Source organism: Pseudomonas sp. S2_B07 (assembly GCF_054668435.1).
This window is the reverse complement of record NZ_CP162769.1, coordinates 5206296-5227204: the sequence shown is the minus strand read 5'-3', so window position 1 is coordinate 5227204 and position 20909 is coordinate 5206296. Positions and strand designations below refer to the sequence as shown.

Annotated in this window: 15 protein-coding genes and 1 pseudogene; 14 read left to right on the top strand and 2 right to left on the bottom strand. The window is 55.4% G+C overall.

All coding sequences use genetic code 11. From position 1 onward, the window contains the following. Nucleotides 1–219: 219 nt before the first annotated feature. The 14 genes and pseudogenes from AB4N43_RS24100 to AB4N43_RS24035 all read left to right on the top strand — a co-directional run. A complete protein-coding gene (locus tag AB4N43_RS24100; RefSeq protein ID WP_027923919.1) occupies nt 220–483 on the top strand; it encodes a DUF2790 domain-containing protein in 264 nt (87 codons plus the stop codon). 188 nt (nt 484–671) lie between these two features. Continuing rightward, on the top strand, nt 672–986 hold the full coding sequence (locus tag AB4N43_RS24095; RefSeq protein ID WP_027923918.1) for a hypothetical protein: 315 nt from the start codon (nt 672–674) through the stop codon (nt 984–986). 517 nt (nt 987–1503) lie between these two features. Further along, entirely contained in the window at nt 1504–2754 is a 1251-nt protein-coding gene (locus AB4N43_RS24090; RefSeq protein ID WP_007943877.1) for a ribonucleotide-diphosphate reductase subunit beta, read from the top strand. Between the two features lie 414 nt (nt 2755–3168). After that, entirely contained in the window at nt 3169–4755 is a 1587-nt protein-coding gene (locus AB4N43_RS24085) for a DNA cytosine methyltransferase (RefSeq protein WP_460152021.1), read from the top strand. Between the two features lie 690 nt (nt 4756–5445). Then, nucleotides 5446–7653: a sigma-70 family RNA polymerase sigma factor gene (locus tag AB4N43_RS24080; RefSeq protein ID WP_460152020.1), complete on the top strand. Its 2208-nt coding sequence runs from the start codon at nt 5446–5448 to the stop codon at nt 7651–7653. Between the two features lie 37 nt (nt 7654–7690). Continuing rightward, on the top strand, nt 7691–9157 hold the full coding sequence (locus AB4N43_RS24075; RefSeq protein ID WP_460152019.1) for an ATP-binding protein: 1467 nt from the start codon (nt 7691–7693) through the stop codon (nt 9155–9157). Next, the gene (locus tag AB4N43_RS24070; RefSeq protein ID WP_460152018.1) at nt 9154–12021 is read left to right on the top strand and encodes a Z1 domain-containing protein; all 2868 of its coding nucleotides are present in this window, start codon (nt 9154–9156) and stop codon (nt 12019–12021) included. The genes AB4N43_RS24075 and AB4N43_RS24070 overlap by 4 nt, the downstream gene beginning before the upstream one ends. Next, nucleotides 12005–13009: a PD-(D/E)XK motif protein gene (locus AB4N43_RS24065; RefSeq protein WP_460152017.1), complete on the top strand. Its 1005-nt coding sequence runs from the start codon at nt 12005–12007 to the stop codon at nt 13007–13009. The genes AB4N43_RS24070 and AB4N43_RS24065 overlap by 17 nt, the downstream gene beginning before the upstream one ends. Before the next feature lies 1 nt (nt 13010). Continuing rightward, on the top strand, nt 13011–14816 hold the full coding sequence (locus tag AB4N43_RS24060; protein ID WP_460152016.1) for an AIPR family protein: 1806 nt from the start codon (nt 13011–13013) through the stop codon (nt 14814–14816). A gap of 335 nt (nt 14817–15151) precedes the next feature. Continuing rightward, the gene (locus AB4N43_RS24055; RefSeq protein ID WP_460154227.1) at nt 15152–15529 is read left to right on the top strand and encodes a very short patch repair endonuclease; all 378 of its coding nucleotides are present in this window, start codon (nt 15152–15154) and stop codon (nt 15527–15529) included. Between the two features lie 389 nt (nt 15530–15918). Continuing rightward, complete coding sequence (locus AB4N43_RS24050) at nt 15919–16428, top strand: BRO-N domain-containing protein (protein ID WP_460152015.1); 510 nt, start codon at nt 15919–15921, stop codon at nt 16426–16428. 336 nt (nt 16429–16764) lie between these two features. Further along, nucleotides 16765–17955 (top strand): S-type pyocin domain-containing protein, encoded by a 1191-nt coding sequence (locus tag AB4N43_RS24045; protein ID WP_460152014.1) that lies wholly within the window; start codon nt 16765–16767, stop codon nt 17953–17955. Nucleotides 17956–17965: 10 nt separating this feature from the next. Continuing rightward, nucleotides 17966–18217, top strand: coding sequence for a pyocin S6 family toxin immunity protein (locus tag AB4N43_RS24040; protein WP_059182295.1), 252 nt, complete (start codon nt 17966–17968; stop codon nt 18215–18217). 50 nt (nt 18218–18267) lie between these two features. After that, nucleotides 18268–18507, top strand: a pseudogene (locus tag AB4N43_RS24035) (toxin); the annotation flags it as partial. A gap of 68 nt (nt 18508–18575) precedes the next feature. Here AB4N43_RS24035 and AB4N43_RS24030 read toward each other — a convergent pair. Together AB4N43_RS24030 and arsA are read right to left on the bottom strand one after the other, a co-directional pair. Further along, a complete protein-coding gene (locus tag AB4N43_RS24030) occupies nt 18576–18974 on the bottom strand; it encodes an aspartate carbamoyltransferase (protein WP_228758892.1) in 399 nt (132 codons plus the stop codon). Nucleotides 18975–19148: 174 nt separating this feature from the next. Further along, on the bottom strand, nt 19149–20906 hold the full coding sequence (gene arsA / locus AB4N43_RS24025) for an arsenical pump-driving ATPase (protein WP_460152013.1): 1758 nt from the start codon (nt 20904–20906) through the stop codon (nt 19149–19151). Between the last annotated feature and the right edge of the window lie 3 nt (nt 20907–20909).

Here is a 20909-nt window from a genome sequence, read left to right as displayed (position 1 = left end):
TCGTGGATTGTTACGAAATCTGTCAAAGGTGTTTATCAAATCCACGGCTATATGATTGAAACCCCTACGCCTAAAATCTGCCACGCCAACAAGGCAATCTGATTAACCAAGTTGCAGCCCCCACGAAGGCAGTTAATCAAACACTCCGGTACCCAAGCTCCACACGCAACCCCACAAAGGTTGCGTGACCCCATTCGACCTCTAAAAGGTAAATTTGAAATGAAAGCTTTATTAGTTCTGGCCCTCAGCAGCCTGTGCGCAACCGCCATGGCAGACGAGGTTCCGACTGATGTCGCACAGCAACAACCGGTAGTTGAGGAATACACTTACTCCACCCATCTGGACATCGCCAAAGTTGTTTCCATGAGCGAAGTACCGAATGTATGTGAAGTTGTCCCGATGAAAATGGAATACGAAGACTCCAAGGGCCAACACCATATTCTGAGCTACACCATGATGGGTAACGGCTGCTCCAATGGCTGATCATTCGCCCGCCTCTTAACGGTTCGACCCATCCGCCCCGCCCTTTCAAGGCAGATGCAGCGCCGAACCCAATGCATCTACTTATACGATTGTTTTAAGCATTTATTTGCGCTTTTCAATCAAATTAGTTGGCGTAGCATTCATTCCATACCCAAGGCACAAAACGCCAACAAACCTGGAGCACGACCATGAAAACCAAACTGATCCTCGCCCTGACCCTTTCTGTCCTGGCTGCCAACACTTTCGCTGCTGACGGTTTCGACCGCACCGGCTCGGCTGCCCACACCGCACAAGCAGCTGTCGCTTCTGATGGATACGACCACACCGGTTCGGCTTCCTTTGCCGCCGATGGTGCCGATCACATCGGTGCAGGCAAGCTGGCTTCGGATGGCTTTGATCACACAGGCGCCGCCAAAGTCGCTGCTGACGGCTTCGATCGCACCGGTTCGGCCAAAGTCGCCGCCGATGGTGCTGATCACGTCGGTGCAGCACGCCTGAGCTGATCATCGAGCCTGACTTCACAGCCCGGCTTCGGCCGGGCTTAGTTGTGTCTTGAACCACCGAAAACCGATTCAAAACACAACATGTAGTGAAAAACCGCTTTTTTTGCCTATTTTTTGAACAAAAAAGTAGTGCGTCAAAATTTATGAAAAAAAATCTGCACCGGCGATATCCAGCCAAAGCCCTATAAACCCTCGCTCCGACCGAAAAACCTGCCTTCTCGTCCGCTCCATGCGCGGATTCGCCCCACCACGGCCGCAAAAATTTCCCTATAATGCCGGCTTAAACGGGCCTGCAATATTCCCTTACAGGGATAACAGCCAGTCTGAAGCCCACGCCGACGTCCTCACCGATTTCTGCGCCCCTCAGAGGCTCTCGGAACCCCGTACAAAATTATGTTTATTTGCCTGCGTGTACCGCTGCAAAAAACGCTATCCAACGCGGCCAGTACGGCCGTGTGAAAAACAACCGATCAGTTTTCACACGGGCATCTGGCCCTCACGCAGGAGACGACACGTCATGCTGAGCTGGGACGAATTCGACAAAGAAGACAGCGGCGAAGCCGTGGTAAAAGGCGCTAACGCCGGCCACGCGACCGAAGCCAACATGGACCGACTCGACACCGCTGGTGGTGTCGCCGCTCAAGAAGCTCGCGCCGTTACCGCGAACGACTCTGCCGCCATCGCCCGTGCCAAAGCTGCCCTGGACACCCTCGACGTCGCCGAAGGCCTCGCCGAACTCGAAGGCGCCTCTGCTCGCGTCGCTGTCGACGAAAAGCGCATGATCAACTGCCGCGCCGACCTCAACCAACTCGTACCGTTCAAGTACGACTGGGCCTGGCAGAAGTATCTGGACGGTTGCGCAAACCACTGGATGCCGCAAGAAGTCAACATGACCGCCGACATCGCCCTCTGGAAAGACCCGGAAGGCCTGACCGACGACGAGCGCCGCATCGTCATGCGCAACCTCGGCTTCTTCTCCACCGCCGACTCCCTGGTCGCCAACAACCTGGTCCTGGCCGTGTACCGCCTGATCACCAACCCGGAATGCCGCCAGTACATCCTGCGCCAGGCTTTCGAGGAAGCGATCCACACCCACGCCTACCAGTACTGCATCGAATCGTTGGCCATGGATGAAGGCGAGATCTTCAACATGTACCACGAGATCCCATCGGTCGCGAAAAAAGCCACCTGGGGCCTCAAATACACCCGTTCGATCTCCGATCCGAAGTTCGAAACCGGCACCGTCGAAACCGACAAAGAACTGCTGCGCAACCTGATCGCCTACTACTGCGTTCTGGAAGGCATCTTCTTCTACTGCGGCTTCACCCAGATCCTCTCCATGGGCCGCCGCAACAAAATGACCGGTGTCGCCGAGCAGTTCCAATACATCCTGCGCGACGAATCCATGCACCTGAACTTCGGCATCGACGTGATCAACCAGATCAAAATCGAAAACCCGCACTTGTGGGATGCCGAGATGAAGGAAGAAGCTTCGCAGATGATTCTGCAGGGCACTCAGCTGGAGATCGAATACGCTCGCGACACCATGCCTCGCGGCGTGTTGGGCATGAACGCGGCGATGATGGAGGACTACCTGAAGTTCATCGCTAACCGTCGTTTGAGCCAGATTGGTTTGAAGGAAGAGTATCCAGGGACGACTAACCCGTTCCCTTGGATGAGCGAGATTATGGACTTGAAGAAAGAGAAGAATTTCTTTGAGACTCGGGTAATCGAATACCAAACTGGTGGTGCGCTTAGCTGGGATTGATTTCCGAGCTCACCGCGATTTGACGATTGCCGTCTGAATCGACAAATCTGAAAAGCAAAAGCCCCGATCTGATCGGGGCTTTTTATTCGGCCATGGATACTCACTTCCACCTCACGCCCAGAAAATTCCTACGGCACTTACAGCAGTTTCCACCTCAATGGCCACTCAAAACCCTAACCGTTATGACAGCCCGATCATTGAGGCCTTTGCTACAAAATGAACAGGACCGGAAGCCTTGCCGCGAACCTAAAGTCGGTGGAATTAGGCATTTCTACTTAAAGTTCATTTCTTGCCCGGCACCCTAGTGAACCGTTACCATTTAACGCATATAGGGCGTGTCACTTCTGGGCCGCAACTCACCTGAGCGCTACAGTGCGCTTTTCTATTTTCGTCTTAGGCGCATCGACTAAATCAATGAAATATAAGGATTCTATCCCGGTCATCGACCTCTTTGCCGGCCCGGGCGGACTCGGGGAGGGATTCTCTTCAATCGGTGGCCCTGAGAAGGGAGTACGTAAGTTTCAGCTACGTGTCTCGATAGAGAAAGATCCTGTCGCTCACGCGACTTTGTCCCTCCGCGCATTGTTTCGCGCTTTTCCAAAAGGTGAAGCACCGGAGGCTTACTACCAATACATCCGGGGCGAAATTACTCGTGAAGAGCTTTTCAAGCATCCGGACGTACCGGCAGAAGCAGTGGAAGCAGCACAAGAAGCTAAGCTCGCGGAGCTTGGTAAAATTTCGCCCGATGAGGTCGACAATTGGATCAGGGAAGCCCTAATAGGCGCAGATGAATGGGTACTCATTGGCGGCCCGCCGTGCCAAGCATACTCAGTAGCAGGACGTGCCCGTCGAACACGTGAGAGCCAAGAGGAGTTTGAAAGCGACGAGAAGCACTTTCTCTACAAAGAGTATCTGCGCATTATTCGCGAGTTCAAACCAACGATCTTCGTCATGGAGAACGTGAAAGGCATACTGTCCTCGAAGCACAGTGGCTCGAACATCTTCCAGCAAATTCTCGAGGACCTCTCGACTCCTGGTGATGGTCTTTCGTACAACATCCGCTCCTTAGTCGTCCCTAAAGATGTGGAGAAACCAGATCCACATGACTTTGTCATTCAAGCCGAACGTCACGGTCTTCCTCAGGCTAGACACAGGGTAATCCTGCTTGGGGTTCGCTCTGACGTTGCCTCGAGCTGCCCTGCTCTATTGGAGCGTCCGCAAAAGTTTGTAATGGAACCCAGCAAAACGGTTTTCACCGTTGGGCAGGCTTTATCAGGGCTCCCTCCAATACGGAGCAAAATTTCAAGGGGAGGAGATTCCCTCGAAGCCTGGCTCTCCGCGTTAGAGGAGGCCAGTTCCATCCTTTTCCGATCCTATGAAACTGGCCGCGGGGAATTGATAGACGCTATGAAAAGTGCTGCTGAAGACGCAAAGAGGCTGAAATCTAGTGGCAGTGGATTCGTACCTTGGAATGTAGTTCCAGAAATGAATACCAAGCAATGCGATTGGTTCCTCGACCCACGACTGAAAGGGGTATTACAACATGAGGCTAGGAGCCATATGCGCTCTGACCTGCATAGGTATATTTTTGCAGCAAGCTACGCACGGTTGAACGGCACCTCACCAAAAATATACCAATTCCCTGCCCAACTCCTACCAGCTCATGAAAACGTGTCTTCCGATTCCGTTCCCTTTAGTGACCGTTTCAGAGTTCAAATGGAAGATGGCCCGTCTACCACCGTCGTCGCTCACATCGCTAAAGATGGCCACTACTACATTCACCCGGATCCAAGTCAGTGCCGCAGTTTGACTGTTCGCGAAGCGGCTCGACTGCAGACTTTTCCTGACAATTACTTCTTCGAGGGAAATAGAACACAGCAGTACACACAAATCGGAAACGCAGTCCCGCCGCTTCTTGCTAGAAAAATCGCAGCTGTTGTCGCTTCGATCATCGACGCCTATCGATCAGGAAAAAACCACCAAACGTCACTTGGCATTTGATCGAACCGGACAGATTATCGAGCAACGCAATCAGCGCCAGATAGTTTCGGGGGCAGGCACCCGCAACGACGGCGAATTTTTAGCCTGCCTCAGCCAATGAAGATTCGCGACCTACTAACTCTGCCCATAGTTTTGAGCTTTCTCTCTGGGTAATGGGGCGTCAGAGCGTCTCAGGAATATCTCTCAAGGGAGGAGAGAACGGTCGAGAGAGCATAGCTCTCCATACAATCTAAACGCTTCGCCTACTCAGAGATCATCCTGATTTGCTGTCTCATCAAGACGATCATTGACTTCTCGAACCCAAATTTCGATCTGATTAACAAGCTGAGGAGAATTACCTTTCTGCGAGCCACGGTCAGCTATTGCTGTCGGCTCCTGCAGCGGCGCCGTTCCTTTACTTTACGTGTCTATGACAAGTGGATATTGTGAACAGAGTAGCTTCACTGCAAAGTTCTTCGTTACATATCCATGTAAGTGATTTCTGGTAGGTTTCACGCCCCATTGCTCACCGTGCCGATAGGGACATCTTTATGTCAGCCTTGAGGGTGGTCATGATTTGCACGCCTTAGAGAGCGGGAACATGGACAAGGAATCGCCCCTGAAAACAAACATATGCAGCAAGCTCATTTCTCAAGTCATTGTTGCGGAAGCTTCTCATGATGCGGACGCATGGGGCATGTGGGTAGCACCGTGGTAAAACTAAACCCTTTGCTTCGTATGGCGGTGATTGCTGGCGTAGAGATCGCTGTAAAACTTCATGTTGCGCGGGGTGACGATCTAGATGCCCGGGACAGTGGAGGTGCCACCCCCCTGATGCTTGCTTCCGCACGAAGAAAGAAGGGCATTGTGCGGTTGCTTTTGGTTGCTGGAGCAAACCCAGAGCTGCTCGACTCCAAGGGTCGGGGAGTCATAGCCTACGCGGATAAGGGTGGATGTCCTGAATGCATTGCTCTACTAAGACAGGCACTAGACGCTTTCGGCCGAGTGAATGAGAGCGTATCTGATGACGGCTTCTCACTGCCAAGTGAGTCGACTCCGGGCGATGCGACAATAACAGAAGCATTTCAGACCACCTATAAAGCGGAGGATGAAACGGCGGTAGTGGCCACTCAGGATGAGGTAGCCATGCCCGAAGTTTGCCTAAGCACGGTGCATCAAGAAGCGATGCTGGAGAACACTAATAGCGAATTAGATGACCTGCTCAATTTCGAGTCCGCGATAGAACCACAAGAGTTCTTCGCCCGATCCAATAGCGAATCGGCTTCGGGGTCATTCGTTGCGATCGTCAGTTCGGAACCTGTGGTTTGGGATGACAAGGAGGTGGATTGGGATCTCGACCTGTCAACTGCACAGATCGCCGGTGATGGTATCAGCACTAACGCTGTAGCAGCCGATCACGGCGCAGAGAATGACTTCCTGAAGGTCCGTAACCGCGGCCGAAAATCGGTTAAACGCGCAGTCCTCCAGACCGGCACGCGGCTGTCGATTAATCCGGAGATATGCATCACCTGGGCGAAGGAAACTCTGATGAAGGGATGGTGCTCTTTCGATGATGTCGACCGGCTGGTCGCCCATTGTGAGGGCAATGGTGATTTCGAAGAGCTACGCATTAATCTCCAGCGCAACTTGGAATCTGCCGGCTTCGATCTTTTCGATCATTCTGACGAGCATGATGTTGTGCGATGGGACGCCAGATCGGACATTTCAGACATATTGGCCGACGAGCTAGCTGAAGCGATTGAGGCAGCCCTTACGCGTGAAACGAGGCTGCCAGGGACGCAAAAATTCAGCATGGACAAGTCTTACGAACAGCAGCTGCTGGGGCCAATAGCGAGGGCAAAGCAGGAGTTTCAGCTAGGGATTCTCGCTTCCGAAGCCGCCATCGGAACGATCTTCGATGTCTTCGACAGCATCCGCAACGGGTACCGAGCTCCCGACTCTGTCTCGCTGAGGATCATCACTCCCTCGCGTTTGAACCACACCGAGACGGCCGAAGTCATGGCTGCCGTGGAAGCCCTTAAGTCTTGGCAGGCCAATGGTCGCAGGATGGAAGGTAAGCAGCGAAGAGAAGCGCTTGATGCGCTCAATGCGCTCGATATCTCTCTGGCGTTTCACAAGGATTTGGTCCGCTCCCTAGAGCAAAATATGGGGAGCATCGAACACTCCATTCAGCTGGGCAAACTGATTTCGGTCTATGAGGCTGCCACTGCGCGTCTTATCCGTGAGCATCTTCCCTTTGCTAGGCGTTTTGCGGCAAGGAACGTGGAGGAAGGCGAAGACCCGGAAGATGTTTTCCAAGTGGTATACACGGGATTGCAGCGATCGACGAGGCGTTTTGACTCAGCGCGTGGGGATAGGTTCGTTATCTATTGCACCTTCTGGATGCAACAGGCGCTAACGAGATGGCGTGCAGATGAAAGTGCATCGGTCCGCGTACCTGCGCATCGGTATTACAACTTGACAATGCTTGATCGCGCACTAGACAAGCTCGACATTCGCTCTGACGGCGCTGTTTCGGACAATGAACTTGCCACTGAGCTAGGGTGGACAACTGATCAAGTGCGAGAGTTTCGCAGAATACCCCGTAATGCTGAATATCCCGAAAGCATCGAGGATTGGGATGAGCTCTTACCCGCCCAAGAGCATGAAGATATCTTCGACAATGCAGAAACTGTGAGGATTGTAGTGGATGCATTGGCTGAGTTGGATTCGCGTGAAGCGGCGGTGATTAAAATGCGCTTCGGAATAGGATGCGACGAAGAGATGACCCTCGAAGAAATTGGCAAGTACTACGATTTGACACGCGAACGCATTCGACAGATCGAAACTAAGGCGCTTCAACGTCTATCACTTCCGGCACGCAAGGCCCGCTTGAAAAAACTAATGGGAATTGAATAGCGTGGGAGTTAGAAATGCACCTCCATATGCTGGTTCGATGCTCGAGTCACTTCGCGGGCTCGGCTACTCGCTACCTACTGCACTTGCCGATCTCATCGACAATTCCATCGCGGCGAAGTCGAGCGAGGTCGCCGTTCATCTCGAATGGGCCGGTCCGGAGAGCTGGGTAAGGATCGTTGATAATGGCGACGGTATGGACGATGCTAGTCTTGAGGCCGGTATGCGGTTCGGTGCGCGCGATCCGAGGGCTGAACGCGCTGCTAGTGACCTCGGTCGCTTCGGGCTGGGTCTGAAGACCGCGAGTTTCTCCCAGGCACGGCGACTGACCGTCGCCAGTCGGCAGAACGGTGGACCTGTCGTGTGCCTGCGCTGGGACCTAGATCTCATCGGTCAGGAGTCGGGCCTCGAATGGCCGATCTTCGAAGGGCCCGCTTCGGGATCGGAGCAGCTGTTTGCGCCACTCGAACAGATGGAACACGGCACAGTTGTCCTCTGGGAGAAGCTCGACCGCATCGTGACCGATGGATTCGGCGCCACAGACATGATCGAGCTCGCGGATCGCGTTGAAGCACATCTTGCGATGACCTTTCATCGTCTCCTCGACGGCAATCAGCCAACGCTTCGCCTCCTTCTGAACGGCAGAGGGGTAAAGCCGTGGGACCCATACCTGATGGGACATCCCGGTAAGGCGCTCGAAAGCCCTGAGTATCGCATCCTCCACACCATGGGTGTGACGGTTCAATGCCACGTCCTTCCTCATCGCGACATGCTCAAGCCCACCGAACAGGAAGCCGCAGCCGGGCCCGGAGGATGGACGCAGCAGGAGGGCTTCTACGTCTACCGCAACAAGCGTCTCCTTCTCGCCGGGGGCTGGCTTGGCCTCGGCGATGGAGGCAAGCCATGGCCACGCGATGAAGCCCACAGACTTGCCCGCATCCGCCTCGACATACCGAACAGCGCGGACGCCGATTGGAAGATCAATGTCCTGAAGTCGGCGGCCAGCCCGCCGGTACGACTGCGATCTCAACTTAACCGTCTGGCATCGGAAACACGCGACACAGCGAGGCGGGTTTTTGCCCACAGGGGGCACATTGCGCAGGTGTCAGGCCCGCGCTCGAACGCCGTAGCAGAGGCATGGCAGGTACGCCGCTCGGCACAAGGGACATCCTACCGAATCGCGCGCGACCATGACCTGGTAGCGTCGATCCTGAATCGCGCCGGTGCGCTTAAGCCCGATATCATCGCTCTACTAAGGCTCATCGAGGAGACTGTTCCCGTTCAACGCATCTGGCTTGATACGGCGGAAGACAAGGAAACGCCGAGAACAGGTTTCGCCGGAGCACCTAACAATGAAGTGATGGAAACGTTGTCCTCAATATTCGAAGCGCTGGTGAAGTTTCGCGGACTCAGCCCGGCCGAGGCGCGCGAACGGCTCGGTCGCACGCCCCCATTCGACCGGCACCTCGAACTGGTTGCAGCCCTTGGAGTGAAAGATACGCAATGACGAATTCGAACCTGAAAGCTTTCGATTCAATCCTATCCATGGCGCAGAACATGCTCCGCCTCGCCGAAGAGCGCGCTCAGAGCCCTGTCACTCCGGAGATGATCGAAAAGGAGCTGACCAAGCTAGCGATCATGATGGAGGACGACTTTGCCCTCGTCGATCGCAACGCGCTCGTCGATGAACTGATCCGCCGATCCAGCCGTACGGTGGGTAAGAACGCTACTCTTTCGAGCGGTGAGGACCATGTCGTTTGGCTCGAGGCGGAAAGGAAGAAGAACTGGACCTACTGGCAGCGTTACTCCGAGTACATGGAAGCACGCATCCCTTGGACGGCCCTCGATGCCCTCGACCTTGCTACGGATGAAGTTCTGTCGCAACTCGAGGACCCGACCCGGGAAGGCGCATGGGATCGTCGCGGGATGGTCGTTGGTCACGTTCAGTCGGGAAAGACCGGCAACTACACCGGATTGATCTGCAAGGCCGCCGACGCAGGTTACAAGATCATTATCGTGCTGGCCGGCCTGCACAACAATCTGAGAGCCCAGACACAGATCCGCCTCGACGAGGGGTTCTTGGGTTTTGCCACCATCGCTGACGCTGATGAGCTCCCTGCGGTCGGCGTGGGATTGATCGATAAGGACTTGTCTGTCCGTCCCAACGCTGCAACCAATCGAAACGACAATGGCGACTTCAACACGGTTGCTGCGTCGAGGATGAACATCAGCCCGGAACAGCGGCCATGGCTGTTCGTGGTCAAAAAGAACAAGACAGTACTCGAGCTCCTGCTGCACTGGATCCGCAACCGTGTCGCCAACCACGTTGACCCTGAAACCGGGCGCAAGCTCGTCACCAACCTGCCTCTCCTAGTGATCGACGACGAGTCCGATCATGGATCGGTCGACACGGGCGAAGACATCGTGGATGAGTTCGGCGCCCCGGATCTCGAACATAAACCCAAGACCATCAACAGGTTGATCCGCTCGATCCTCCACCACTTCTCGAGGAAGGCTTATGTCGGCTATACGGCGACGCCCTTCGCAAACATCTTCATTCATGACCGCGGCGAGACACAGGAGCACGGACCAGATCTATTCCCAGCAGCCTTCATCACCAGTCTTGCGGCACCATCGAACTACGTCGGGCCTGGCCGTGTCTTCGGATCGGCTTCCAGCACTCCTGAAGACCTACCCATGGTGCGCCCCCTGTCGGACAACGAGTTCCAGACTTGGATGCCGCCACGGCACAAGAACGGATACCGACCACGGTGGCAGGGGGAGGACTGTGTGCCAGATTCACTCGCAGAAGCGATCCGTTCCTTTGTCTATGCCTGTTCCGTGAGGAAGCTGCGCGGACAGGGCAGCAAGCATTCCTCAATGCTCATCCACGTTACCCGCTTCACTTCGGTACAGAATGCCGTCGTTAACCAAGTTGCGACGTACGTGCGGGATCTGAAGGGTCGCTATACCCGCGGTATCGAGCTTGCGGAGCTCGAGGCCTTCATGCGCAAGGAATATGAAGAGACTTTCCTACCAGGCATGCAGGGGATCCGCTCGGCGCTCGTCGAAGGCGAAGCGTTGGAGGACTTCTCGTGGGCGGACATTCGTGCCGTCCTCCCCAATGTGCTGTCCGACATACGCGTACGCGAGATCAACGGCAGTGCCAAGGACGCACTCGATTATGCTGAAAACGATATCACCGGCCTCAAGGTGATTGCCATCGGCGGTGACAAACTTGCCCGAGGTCTAACGCTCGAAGGTCTCTGCACGAGCTACTTCCTGCGAACTGCACGCATGTACGACACGCTAATGCAGATGGGGCGCTGGTTTGGCTACCGCGACGGTTACCTCGATGTCTGCCGCCTCTACACGTCGCAGGAAATGGTGGAGTGGTTCGGCCACATTGCGGATGCCGCCGAAGAATTGCGCCAAGAGTTTGACAACATGTTTGCGGCGGGAGCTACGCCCAAACAATTCGGGTTGCGCGTGAAATCGCACTCTGTGCTCACGGTGACGTCGCGGGCCAAGATGAGGAACGCTCGCGCGATGCAGTTGACCTACTCCGGCGATCTGCTGCAGACCATCGTGTTTCCCAATCGCAAGGACGACATCACTGCGAACTTCAAGGCTACTAGTCGTTTCATCGCCGAACTCGGCCCCTCAAAGGACCTGAACGACCAGCTCTTCATACCGAATGGCCAGAATTGGAACGGTCACCTTTGGCGAGATGTGCCAGCTCTAAGCATAATTTCGTTCCTTCGGAACTATAGAACGCACCCGGCTAGCTTCCGAATTATGAGTCCGTTGATCGCCGACTTCATCGAGGAGATGAACAAAGGGCGTGAGCTCACGAGCTGGACGGTCGCGCTGATCGGAAAGGACAGCGGTCCCGACGACAAAGACCGCACGGTAGGTGGTTGTTCGGTCAACATGCTGCAGCGGAAGCGAACGACCGAACATGAGGATCGATACTCGATTAAGACCCTGATATCGCCTCGAGATCAGGCCATTGATCTGACGGAGGCGGAATGGAAGGCTGCGCTGGAGCTCAGCCAGAAAGCGTGGCGCAACGACACTGATCGCAACGAAGGCAAGGAGCCTCCGTCAGAACCAAGAGGACCCCAGATCCGTCGGGTTCTCGGAGAAGGCGTCGCCGAAGCAGGCATCCCGCCTCGCCGGGAACGCGGCCTGCTGATGCTCTATTTACTGGATCCAGAGGGTGCTGGCGTCGATGAGCTGAAGGATGCCGATCCAGTCGTCGCTTGGTCAATCAGTTTTCCGTCAAGCACTTCCGAGAGAAGGGTTTCCAATTCAAGGTATATCGCCAACAGCGTACTGTGGGGAGGTCTCAATGAGTGGGTGGACTGAAGAGGGGCTCGCACGTGCGTGGCGAGCGCTCGCACGCCAGGAAGCAGGGGAAGACTGGCGATTCGTCCACCTCACGGGAATTGGCGCTCTCTCGGTCGAGGCGGGATGTCACTTTCCCTTAGGTCGTGAAGCACTGATCGTCTCCTTTCCCGGATCATGGTCGGTCAATCCGGCACGTCTGCCCGAAGGCAAGGGGTTCGACGTATCCAACATAGAAGGTCAGCTTGTGTTCGCCGGAAAGACGGCCATTGCTCTTGTGAGGAGGCCTGAAGGGTCACCGGATATCTTCGCCATCATGGTTGTTGATATCTTGAGAACGCTGGAGGCTGCAGCCGAAAACGCAAGCCGCGACGTGATGGACGCCTTCCTTGAACGGGTCAGGGAGTGGCAGGCATTTATGGCTCGAACGCACCGCCCACTTTCGTCTGATGCGCAGATTGGCCTGTTCGGCGAACTGTGGTTGCTCAAACTGCTAACGGACACTCCCCTCGGAGCGGGGGCTCTCGACTGCTGGCAGGGACCTTTGCGGGCGGCGCAGGACTTTCATGTTCGGGGTGGCGCGATAGAGGTAAAGAGCACTGTTCGAACCGGCAGTTTCCTTGCTCGGATTAACAGCATCGAGCAGCTGGATGGTGACAGGGCCCCCATCTTCCTCTGCGCCTTTCGCTTTGAGGAAAATACTGATGGGGCATCGCTCGCCGGTCTTGTGTCCGAACTCCGCGAAAAGTTTGAACTGGCCGGAGTGCAACGCGGATTCGAGGCGTTACTCATGGTGATGGGATACCTCGACGAGCATGCAGCGCTCTATGGCCGCACGCTGACATTGAAGGACGCGAGAGCGATCCACGCGGAAGGTGACATGCCCCGCCTCACTCGTGCCGCGCTGCCAGCGGCCATCCGCTCGGCGGCCTATGTGCTCGACCTTGACGCCCTCGAAGTCCCCACCATCGGACTCTCGGAGCTGATTAACGAATTTGGACTGGATTGAAATGAGCCTCGAAGAATTTCACCGCAACTTCCGCTCCGACCTGCATACGACTATTGCAGAGCGAGTTCAGGCAGGTGAAGGGCCATTCCCTTCGGAGGAGCTCGTATTTGCTGAAATGGTCATGGAGCATCTTGCTGAGACAGGGATTTGCGAAGAGTCCGTGGTCTGCCACTGGAACGGAAAGGTCGGCAACGCGAAGCTGCGTATCACTGGCTATGCCCTCAGCGCTGACGAAACTGCCCTCGACCTGTTTGTCAGCCATTACTTTGGAACTGAGCAACTTCAAGATCTTGCAGACTCGGATGCAACAGCCACCGCAAGTGAAGGAGTTCGCTTTCTGTTTCGCGCGGCGAGCGGAAATCTCGACGCAAAAATTGATCCAACCCATTCGGTCCGGGACCTAGTCGCGACCATTCGATCTCGCTGGAGTGACATTGACCGACTTCGGGTGTTCGTAATAACCGACGGCAAGACAAAGACTAAGCGATTTTCCAACAAGGAGGTCCATGACAAGATGGTGGCCGTCGAGTCCATGGACATGGAAAGACTGTTCCGTCATACCGATGGAAAACCTCGGGACGAACTGGCTCTAAGCTTCGTCCAGTCAATCGGGCGACCACTTCCCTGCGTCCATGTCCCTGATCCGGATGCCGACTACGAGTATGCGCTGACTGCAATTCCGGGTCAGCTCATTCGTGACCTTTACTTACGCTTCGGATCTCGGTTGCTGGAAGCCAACGTGCGAACTTTCCTTGGCAACAAGAAGGCAGTGAACAAAGGTATTGTCGAAACGCTTCGTAAGGAGCCGGAGCACTTTCTTGCCTTCAACAACGGCCTCGTCCTTGTCTGTGACGAAGCGGCATTCGAGCGCGCCGATGACGGCAATCTGGGGCTCTCTTTCCTGAAAGGACTCCAGATCGTCAATGGTGGACAGACCACTTCGTCCATCTACTTCGCATCGCGCGATGATAGGTCCATCGATCTGAGCCACGTCATGGTCCCGGCAAAAATTATCATCCTCAAGGGATCGCAAGATGAAGCGCGCGAGCGACTGATCTGCAACGTCTCGCGCTATGCGAACAGCCAGAACGCTGTGAAGATGTCCGACTTGTCCGCGAACCGGCCGTTCCATGTTCAGCTTGAGAAGCTAGCAAACGAGACTTGGTGCCCTGATGGTGCCACGCGGTGGTTCTACGAGCGAGCCGCAGGTGCCTACAATGTCATGCTGCTGAGAGACGGCAACACCCCCGCAAAGCGTCGAAAGCTGCAGGAGATGGTTCCGCCGAAGCGCAAGCTGACCAAGAACGACATCGCAAAGTATCACGAAGCGTGGCGCGGCAAGCCGGATGTAGTGGCAAGGGGTGGCGAGAAGAATTTCGTGTTGTTCATGGAAGAGCTAGACAAGGTTCCGGGAGTAGTTCCCAACCCACTCGACGCACCTTGGTATCGTGCAATGATTGCCAAGGTTATTCTCTTCAAGGCGATCGAGAGCATGATCAAGACGAAGGAGGCGAAGGAGGTCTTCCGCCAAGGATGGGTGAACATCGCCACCTATGTCGTGTCCGTAGTGGCGGATAGACTTGGAGACAGACTTGACTTCGATCAGATCTGGATGAGGCAAGGGATTTCCGGCAGTCTGCGCGAACTGCTTTGGGACTGGGCCGTGGTCGTGAACGCCGAGTTCAATAGGATTGCCCCTGGTCAACAAATTTCAGAAGTGGCCAAGCGAGCGGACACTTGGACAAAAGTCAGGTTGGCTGATTTCTCACCTCCAGCGAACGGAATAATCGAGTTGCACTATCAATAAGTTTTACTACCTAATTCAAAAGCAAATGACTTCTTTTCTGAGCCAAACCACGGATAAGCAGGCCACGAGATATGCCACTGTTTACAGTCCTATACCGCTTTCAGCGACCAGCGTATTTCTGCTTCCAACCTGGCGCCGTGGCTAGTGCACGAGAACATCACCAAGGGCAAACTGCACAGTGATCCGGTTCGCGATGGATAGTGGTGCGAGCGAATTTCAGCAGAGAAAAAGCTAAAATCGAGTGAGGCTGAATCGAAAAAAGTCGAGTTGATTGACAAGCCAGGACGCATGCGTTGAGTGCAGACATAGTTTCCCCAGAACACCGCTCCAAGATTATGTCGATGATCAAGGGCAAAAACACAAAGCCTGAAATGCTCGTGAGATCGGTGTGTCATGAGTTGGGGCTTCGCTACCGTTTGCATAGGAAGGATCTGCCGGGCAAACCTGACTTGGTTTTCCCAAAACACCGGTTGTGCATGTTCGTCCACGGCTGCTTTTGGCATCGACATCCAGACTGCAAGTTTGCATACACACCCAAGAGCAGGCTCGATTTCTGGCTGCCAAAACTGGCGAAGAACGCCGAGCGGGACCTTAATGTTCAGCACGCGCTACTCGCGGAAGGATGGCATGTAGTAATCATTTGGGAATGCCACACCAAAAACAGAGAACTCCTACGCAATGAAATCCAGAAAACATTCGGCTTGAGTGATTAGCCCTACACCTTCTCGACGGAAAAATGATGAATGATTTTGAAGGGTTGACCACCTGATATTGACCCTCTAGGCTCTTACTTCGGCGCCTAAGAAACGCCTCAACCAGAGCGGTCCTCCGCACCCGACAGTCATGCGGCTTTTTTTCGTCTGCGGTTTCTCTACGCCTGCGAGAAAATCCCCGTTATGTCGGGAGTGGGCGAATACAAGACCCGAAAGGGGAATATGTCCGGCCCGTCTCTGGTGGGTTTCTTAGCTCCCGACACCCATAACGAATGCCCTAAGAAAGCAGCCAGAGGTAAAGGAAATGCCTGACAACCTGACCTTCATGACGAAGGTGAATCGCCGTATCAATACGTCCAATCGAGTGCTTCCGTTTCAGGAGGCACGCCATGTCTGAACCACTTATACCGACTCTGTTCACCCGCCATAAATCGCACTTGCATGCGATTCTGGTAGAGAACCAGGCGTGGTTCTGTGCTCATGAGCTAGGCCGGTTGATGGGCAAATATCTTGATGAGCGCATGCTGCGCAAACTCGACGCTGATCAACGACAGATGATGTGCGTGCAGACCTATGACACGGCCGGAGAACACTTGATGGTGAGTGAGTCCGGTGTGTACGCGCTTTTGGTCTATCACTACTGCCCCGAGTATCGCCAGCTTCGTGAGTGGCTGACGCATCAGGTTGTGCCTGCGTTGCGTGATGCCCGTCCGTTGCGTTCAGTCGAGCGTCCGACGCTGAGTGTACTGAGTTGGCCGCAGATGTCGCTCAGCATGCTCCACTGGCAGGATGAGCCGTGGATTCGGTTGCGGGATATGCCCTGCTTGCTGGCGGATGATCCGTTCCATCGCAAGGAGTCTTGGTGGCGCAGGGTTTCACGGTTGGTGCGCGGATTTTGATTGTTCGTAGATCCGCTGTTTGAGTTTTCAGGCAGCGGATTTTTTTGATCAAAATGCAAAGGGCTGCGTCGCAGCTCAGCGGGGGCAAGCTCCTCGCCACAGTGGGGTGTGGAGCGGTTGAAGTATGAGTGATCGAGCCTGCAAAACTTCATCGGAACATGTGCATGAAGACGGCGAGCCATAAGGATTGCGCTGCTGCCCCCCAATAAAAAAAGAAAACGCCTAGAGTCATCAAGGACGCGTCCTACAGCCACGATCAGCCACGATCAGCCACGTTCGTTAACGTCGCCCAGCCCCTTTCCGGGGGCTGCCGATGGATGAACGAAAGGATGATCAGTGGCTGGCAACAAGGACATTCCGCGGATTAAGAATCCGCCCTCCGGTGATGGGCATCACGTCACCTACCGTTACATGACGGCCACCGAATTGGCCGAGCGGGACGCAAGGCAAAAAGCCTACGAGGCCATGCTGGGCAGGCAAGACGCCTTCGAACGCAGCCGTCAGGTCATAGCGGAAAAGCAAAGGCCGGCACAAGCGGGATGTGTCTTCGCTAAGTCCTGCAACCTGCCGGACGCCATCATCGAATACTCGAATCCTTCGGGTGTTGTGCCGACCGACAGTCTCAAGAATTACGGCGAAATTGCCTGGCTCGGCGCTCGTGATGTAGACGATGCCGGGCTGCTGAATCTCGAAACCATCAGTGGCAGTACCGTCTCACTCGGCATCGGTCGACTGGCACTTAGAGCCCCCGCTCTCGCTGTACCTTTATTGGCACTTGAGGCTGCCACTGCCGCCACATTGGCCGGTGTCGTCGCGTTGTTCTGGACGCCAAGCCTGGGTGATAGCGCGCTCTATACCGAAGATCAACTGCGTGCCTTGAAACAGGCCAGAACCCGCGTTCGTTTGCAGGTCGAGCAACAGGCTGATGGCAGCCTCAAGGGCTATGGCTTTTACACCGGCAAGAACCGTGATTGGGAAATGGTCGATGTCGTGCAGTTCACACTGCGCGGCAGCCAGCAGGTGGCGGATCTCGGGGAGGGTGTTGAGCTGATCTGGACGCCAGCCGTGGATGGCTCGGACATCCTCGGGATTCCTGCGCTGGAGGCGGCACCCCAGGCGCCGCATATTTGGGTGTATCCGCCGACGCCGGCGGCGGCCAGCATTATTGTGAACCCGGTGTATCCGCCGGAGTACAAGGATTTCATTCTGGTGTTTCCGGCTGATTCAGGGATTAGGCCGGTTTACATTGTTCTCAGTCAATCCGGTGATCATTCGTATTATGACCACCCGAAAACGCTTCCCGCATTCCCAGATACTGCCCGCGTAAAGTCGAAGTCATCTGTTCAAGGGGGAGGAAGGAAACGCGCTCGTTGGGTTGACAGTAAGGGGCGAATTTATGAATGGGACTACAAAAGTAATGCTGTGGAAAAATACGACAAACTCGGGGTCCATTTAGGCGAATTCAACCACATCACAGGCGAGCAAACAAAACCTGCGAAACCAGGCAGAAAAACTTCAAGAAATTAAGGAATACAGCATGCGCTACCTTTTAATAACTGGCTTTTATCCGGATGACAAGCAGGACGACTCCTTGCAGTTTGAGCTGGATATCGAAGGAAATGAACTCAATGAGAAAGTTGCGCATTTGATTGAATCGAAGCCACTTAATGAAGTGGAACCAGGAGAGCTACTTTTAAACGAAGATCAGGTAATGGCACTATCAAGACTTCTGGGCATCAGTTTCCCAGAGGGTTTAGAGTACTTTATGGGGACTTGCTCCAAGCAATGAAACCCAATGTGACAACCCTCCGGTGATGGGCATGACGTCACCATCCGAACCTGATTCTGCTAGCTGCTCGCGAAGCGGACGAATCAGGTGCTGTGCCACTGAAAAAGATCAGTGGCACAGCGATTCCCGTCGGTCTGGGCTCTCTCGCCTTGGCCGGCTCAGCATTCGCCGCAGGCACCGTCGCAGCAGCGCTGGTTGGTCTCGTAGCGTTGGTCACACCCTCGAATCTGGGCGACAGCTCGCTTTACACCGAACACCAACTCCGTTCGCTCAAACAGGCCCGCATCCGAGCTCCGTTTGAAAAGGCTCTAAAACGTTGTTACCCAGCCTAAGCCGATGGCCACCCATGCTCCCTCGTTCACTTGTTCATCATCTCGCTATGATGTGCGTCGCCTTCCATCGCGTCCTTGCCATGGTCGGAAAGCTGGGCATCAAACCACTGGTGAAGCGCCGCTACCAAGGCTGGATCCGAGGTCTTGAAGGCCAATTCGGCTCCGCCTTCGATGTCTTTGTAGGTGATCGCCATTTGCCCAGGCTTGGCCGCTTTCAGGTCCGCCAGGCCAGGCATGTCTTGGCCATGGATGTGCGCCGGGCCTGAGAAGTCACCCTTGAGAAACCGCTCGCGGATGTCTTGAAGGTGCTGGCGAATCCATTGCACTTGGGCAGCATCCGCAGGCTGTTTGGCGACCACTTGCTGAATGCCGCCTTCAGCGGTCTTGGTGAAGACATGGGTCGTCGCTGCGAGACTGAACGGCATGACATCCTTGCCGCGACCTGCAACCTCGGCTTGCCGTTGTGCGTCATCGTTCGAATGGTTCGTGGTCTGAGCGTAAAGGTTCGCAGCAAGAGCCGAGAGAACGATTGAGGCGATGGCGGTTTTTAGCACGGTCTTTCTCCGATGTGGGAAGGGCGTTAAGCCGATGCTGACGCGTCAATCCAGCAGGCGCTTGAGCGCTGCGACCCCAACAGGTGGCTCCGCCGTCCAGGGCACCACGATGACATCGTGGCTGGTTTGGCCTGCAACCCGCACCATCTGCTTGCGCTCACTGTCCAGGCGCGCTCGCAGCAGCGGGTCATCGGTGTCTGTCGCCAATAGAGACTTATTGACCACCCAGGCAAACGGTTCGATTTTGGCCCTGCGCAAGTCATCCTGCAGTGCCGCCGCCTGAGACACCGGTGTGGCTTCGGGCAGCGTCACCAGGATGATTTTGGTGTAGTGCGCATCTTGCAGGCGCATCAAAGGCGTGACGATGTGGTCCGAGGCGCCGTTGAATTCCCGAACCATCTGGCGGTGATAGGCGCCTGTGGCATCCATCAATAGCAGTGAGTGACCCGTGGGGGCGGTATCGAGCACCACGAACGACGTTCTGGCTTGAGCAACCACGCGGGAGAACGCGTGGAAGACCGCGACCTCTTCGGTGCAGGGGGATCGTAGATCCTCGATGAGCAAGGCTTTTTCATCGTCCGTCAGGGTCGGCGCGCGGGAGGCCACGATCTTGTCCACGTATTTTTGGGTCTCGACCTTGGGGTCGATGCGGCCAACGTCGAGCCCTTGCACATCGGCGTTGAGGGTCGCCGCCAGATGCGCCGCAGGGTCCGTGGTGCTCAGGTGCACTGACTTGCCGTGCTGCACCAGACCCAGGGCGATGGCGGCGGCAATGGTGGTTTTGCCTACTCCCCCTTTGCCCATGACCATGATCAACCCGCGTTCGTCATTCGCAAGCTCGGCAACCAGTTCCGAGAGGGTGTGATGCTCCAGGGGTGAGCGCGTTTGTGTTGCAGCCGTTGTTGGCCTGGCAAGTTCCGGGGAAAGCAGACCGCGGAGCGCGGGCAAGCCAACGGAATCTACAGCCTTGAGCGAAATGTAGTCGGCTGAAAGCTGGCGCAGCGACGTGGGCATCTCGTCGAGCGCCTGCTGGCCGATCGCTTCGATGGCGGCTGCGATCGGGTCATTCAAGTCGCTGCGTTTGAACACAGCGTTCACCACTAAACGCTGGTTTTCCAGACCCAACTCGCGGAGCTCGTCGGAGGAACGCGCGGCCTCGCCCAGTGCGCCTTTGTCAGGGCGAGCCACTAGCACGACGGTGGTCAGGGCTGGATTGTTGAGCGCCGCCAACGCCTGATTGAAAAGTTGCTCCTGCATTTTCAACCCCGAGTGCGGCCCCAGGCATGACGCACCACGATCATTGCCTTCCAAAAATCCGCTCCACGCTTTGGGCAGGCTCAACAGCCTGAGCGTGTGCCCCGTGGGTGCGGTATCGAACACCACATGATCATAGGCCGCGCCGCCCTGTGACAGGAGGTGGGAGAACTCATCGAACGTTGCGATTTCGGTCGTGCACGCTCCCGAGAGTTGCTCACGCACCAGAGCAATATCTTGATCGCTGGCCTGGGAGCCCATTTGCTCGACCACCCGGGCCCGGTAGTCGATGGCAGCGGTCCCGGGGTCGATGTTGAGCACGAACATTCCAGGCACATTCGGTACCGCTACAGGCTGATTGCTCAGCTCGACACCGAGCATCTCATCAAGGTTCGAGGCCGCGTCTGTGCTGACCAGCAGCACCTTCTTGCCTGCATCAGCCAAGGCGATTGATACCGCTGTGGAAACCGACGTTTTGCCAACCCCGCCCTTGCCAGTGAAGAACATATATTTGGTGGGTTGAGCGAGCAGTTTGATGGTGGACTGCATGGC

Excerpts from the sequence above, each read along its gene's own strand:
- AB4N43_RS24100 (WP_027923919.1), top strand. The coding sequence starts at position 220 with ATGAAAGCTTTATTAGTTCTGGCCCTCAGCAGCCTGTGCGCAACCGCC.
- AB4N43_RS24095 (WP_027923918.1), top strand. The coding sequence starts at position 672 with ATGAAAACCAAACTGATCCTCGCCCTGACCCTTTCTGTCCTGGCTGCC.
- AB4N43_RS24090 (WP_007943877.1), top strand. The coding sequence starts at position 1,504 with ATGCTGAGCTGGGACGAATTCGACAAAGAAGACAGCGGCGAAGCCGTG.
- AB4N43_RS24085 (WP_460152021.1), top strand. The coding sequence starts at position 3,169 with ATGAAATATAAGGATTCTATCCCGGTCATCGACCTCTTTGCCGGCCCG.
- AB4N43_RS24075 (WP_460152019.1), top strand. The coding sequence starts at position 7,691 with ATGCTCGAGTCACTTCGCGGGCTCGGCTACTCGCTACCTACTGCACTT.
- AB4N43_RS24070 (WP_460152018.1), top strand. The coding sequence starts at position 9,154 with ATGACGAATTCGAACCTGAAAGCTTTCGATTCAATCCTATCCATGGCG.
- AB4N43_RS24065 (WP_460152017.1), top strand. The coding sequence starts at position 12,005 with ATGAGTGGGTGGACTGAAGAGGGGCTCGCACGTGCGTGGCGAGCGCTC.
- AB4N43_RS24060 (WP_460152016.1), top strand. The coding sequence starts at position 13,011 with ATGAGCCTCGAAGAATTTCACCGCAACTTCCGCTCCGACCTGCATACG.
- AB4N43_RS24055 (WP_460154227.1), top strand. The coding sequence starts at position 15,152 with ATGTCGATGATCAAGGGCAAAAACACAAAGCCTGAAATGCTCGTGAGA.
- AB4N43_RS24050 (WP_460152015.1), top strand. The coding sequence starts at position 15,919 with ATGTCTGAACCACTTATACCGACTCTGTTCACCCGCCATAAATCGCAC.
- AB4N43_RS24040 (WP_059182295.1), top strand. The coding sequence starts at position 17,966 with ATGCGCTACCTTTTAATAACTGGCTTTTATCCGGATGACAAGCAGGAC.
- AB4N43_RS24030 (WP_228758892.1), bottom strand. The coding sequence starts at position 18,974 with ATGCCGTTCAGTCTCGCAGCGACGACCCATGTCTTCACCAAGACCGCT.
- arsA (WP_460152013.1), bottom strand. The coding sequence starts at position 20,906 with ATGCAGTCCACCATCAAACTGCTCGCTCAACCCACCAAATATATGTTC.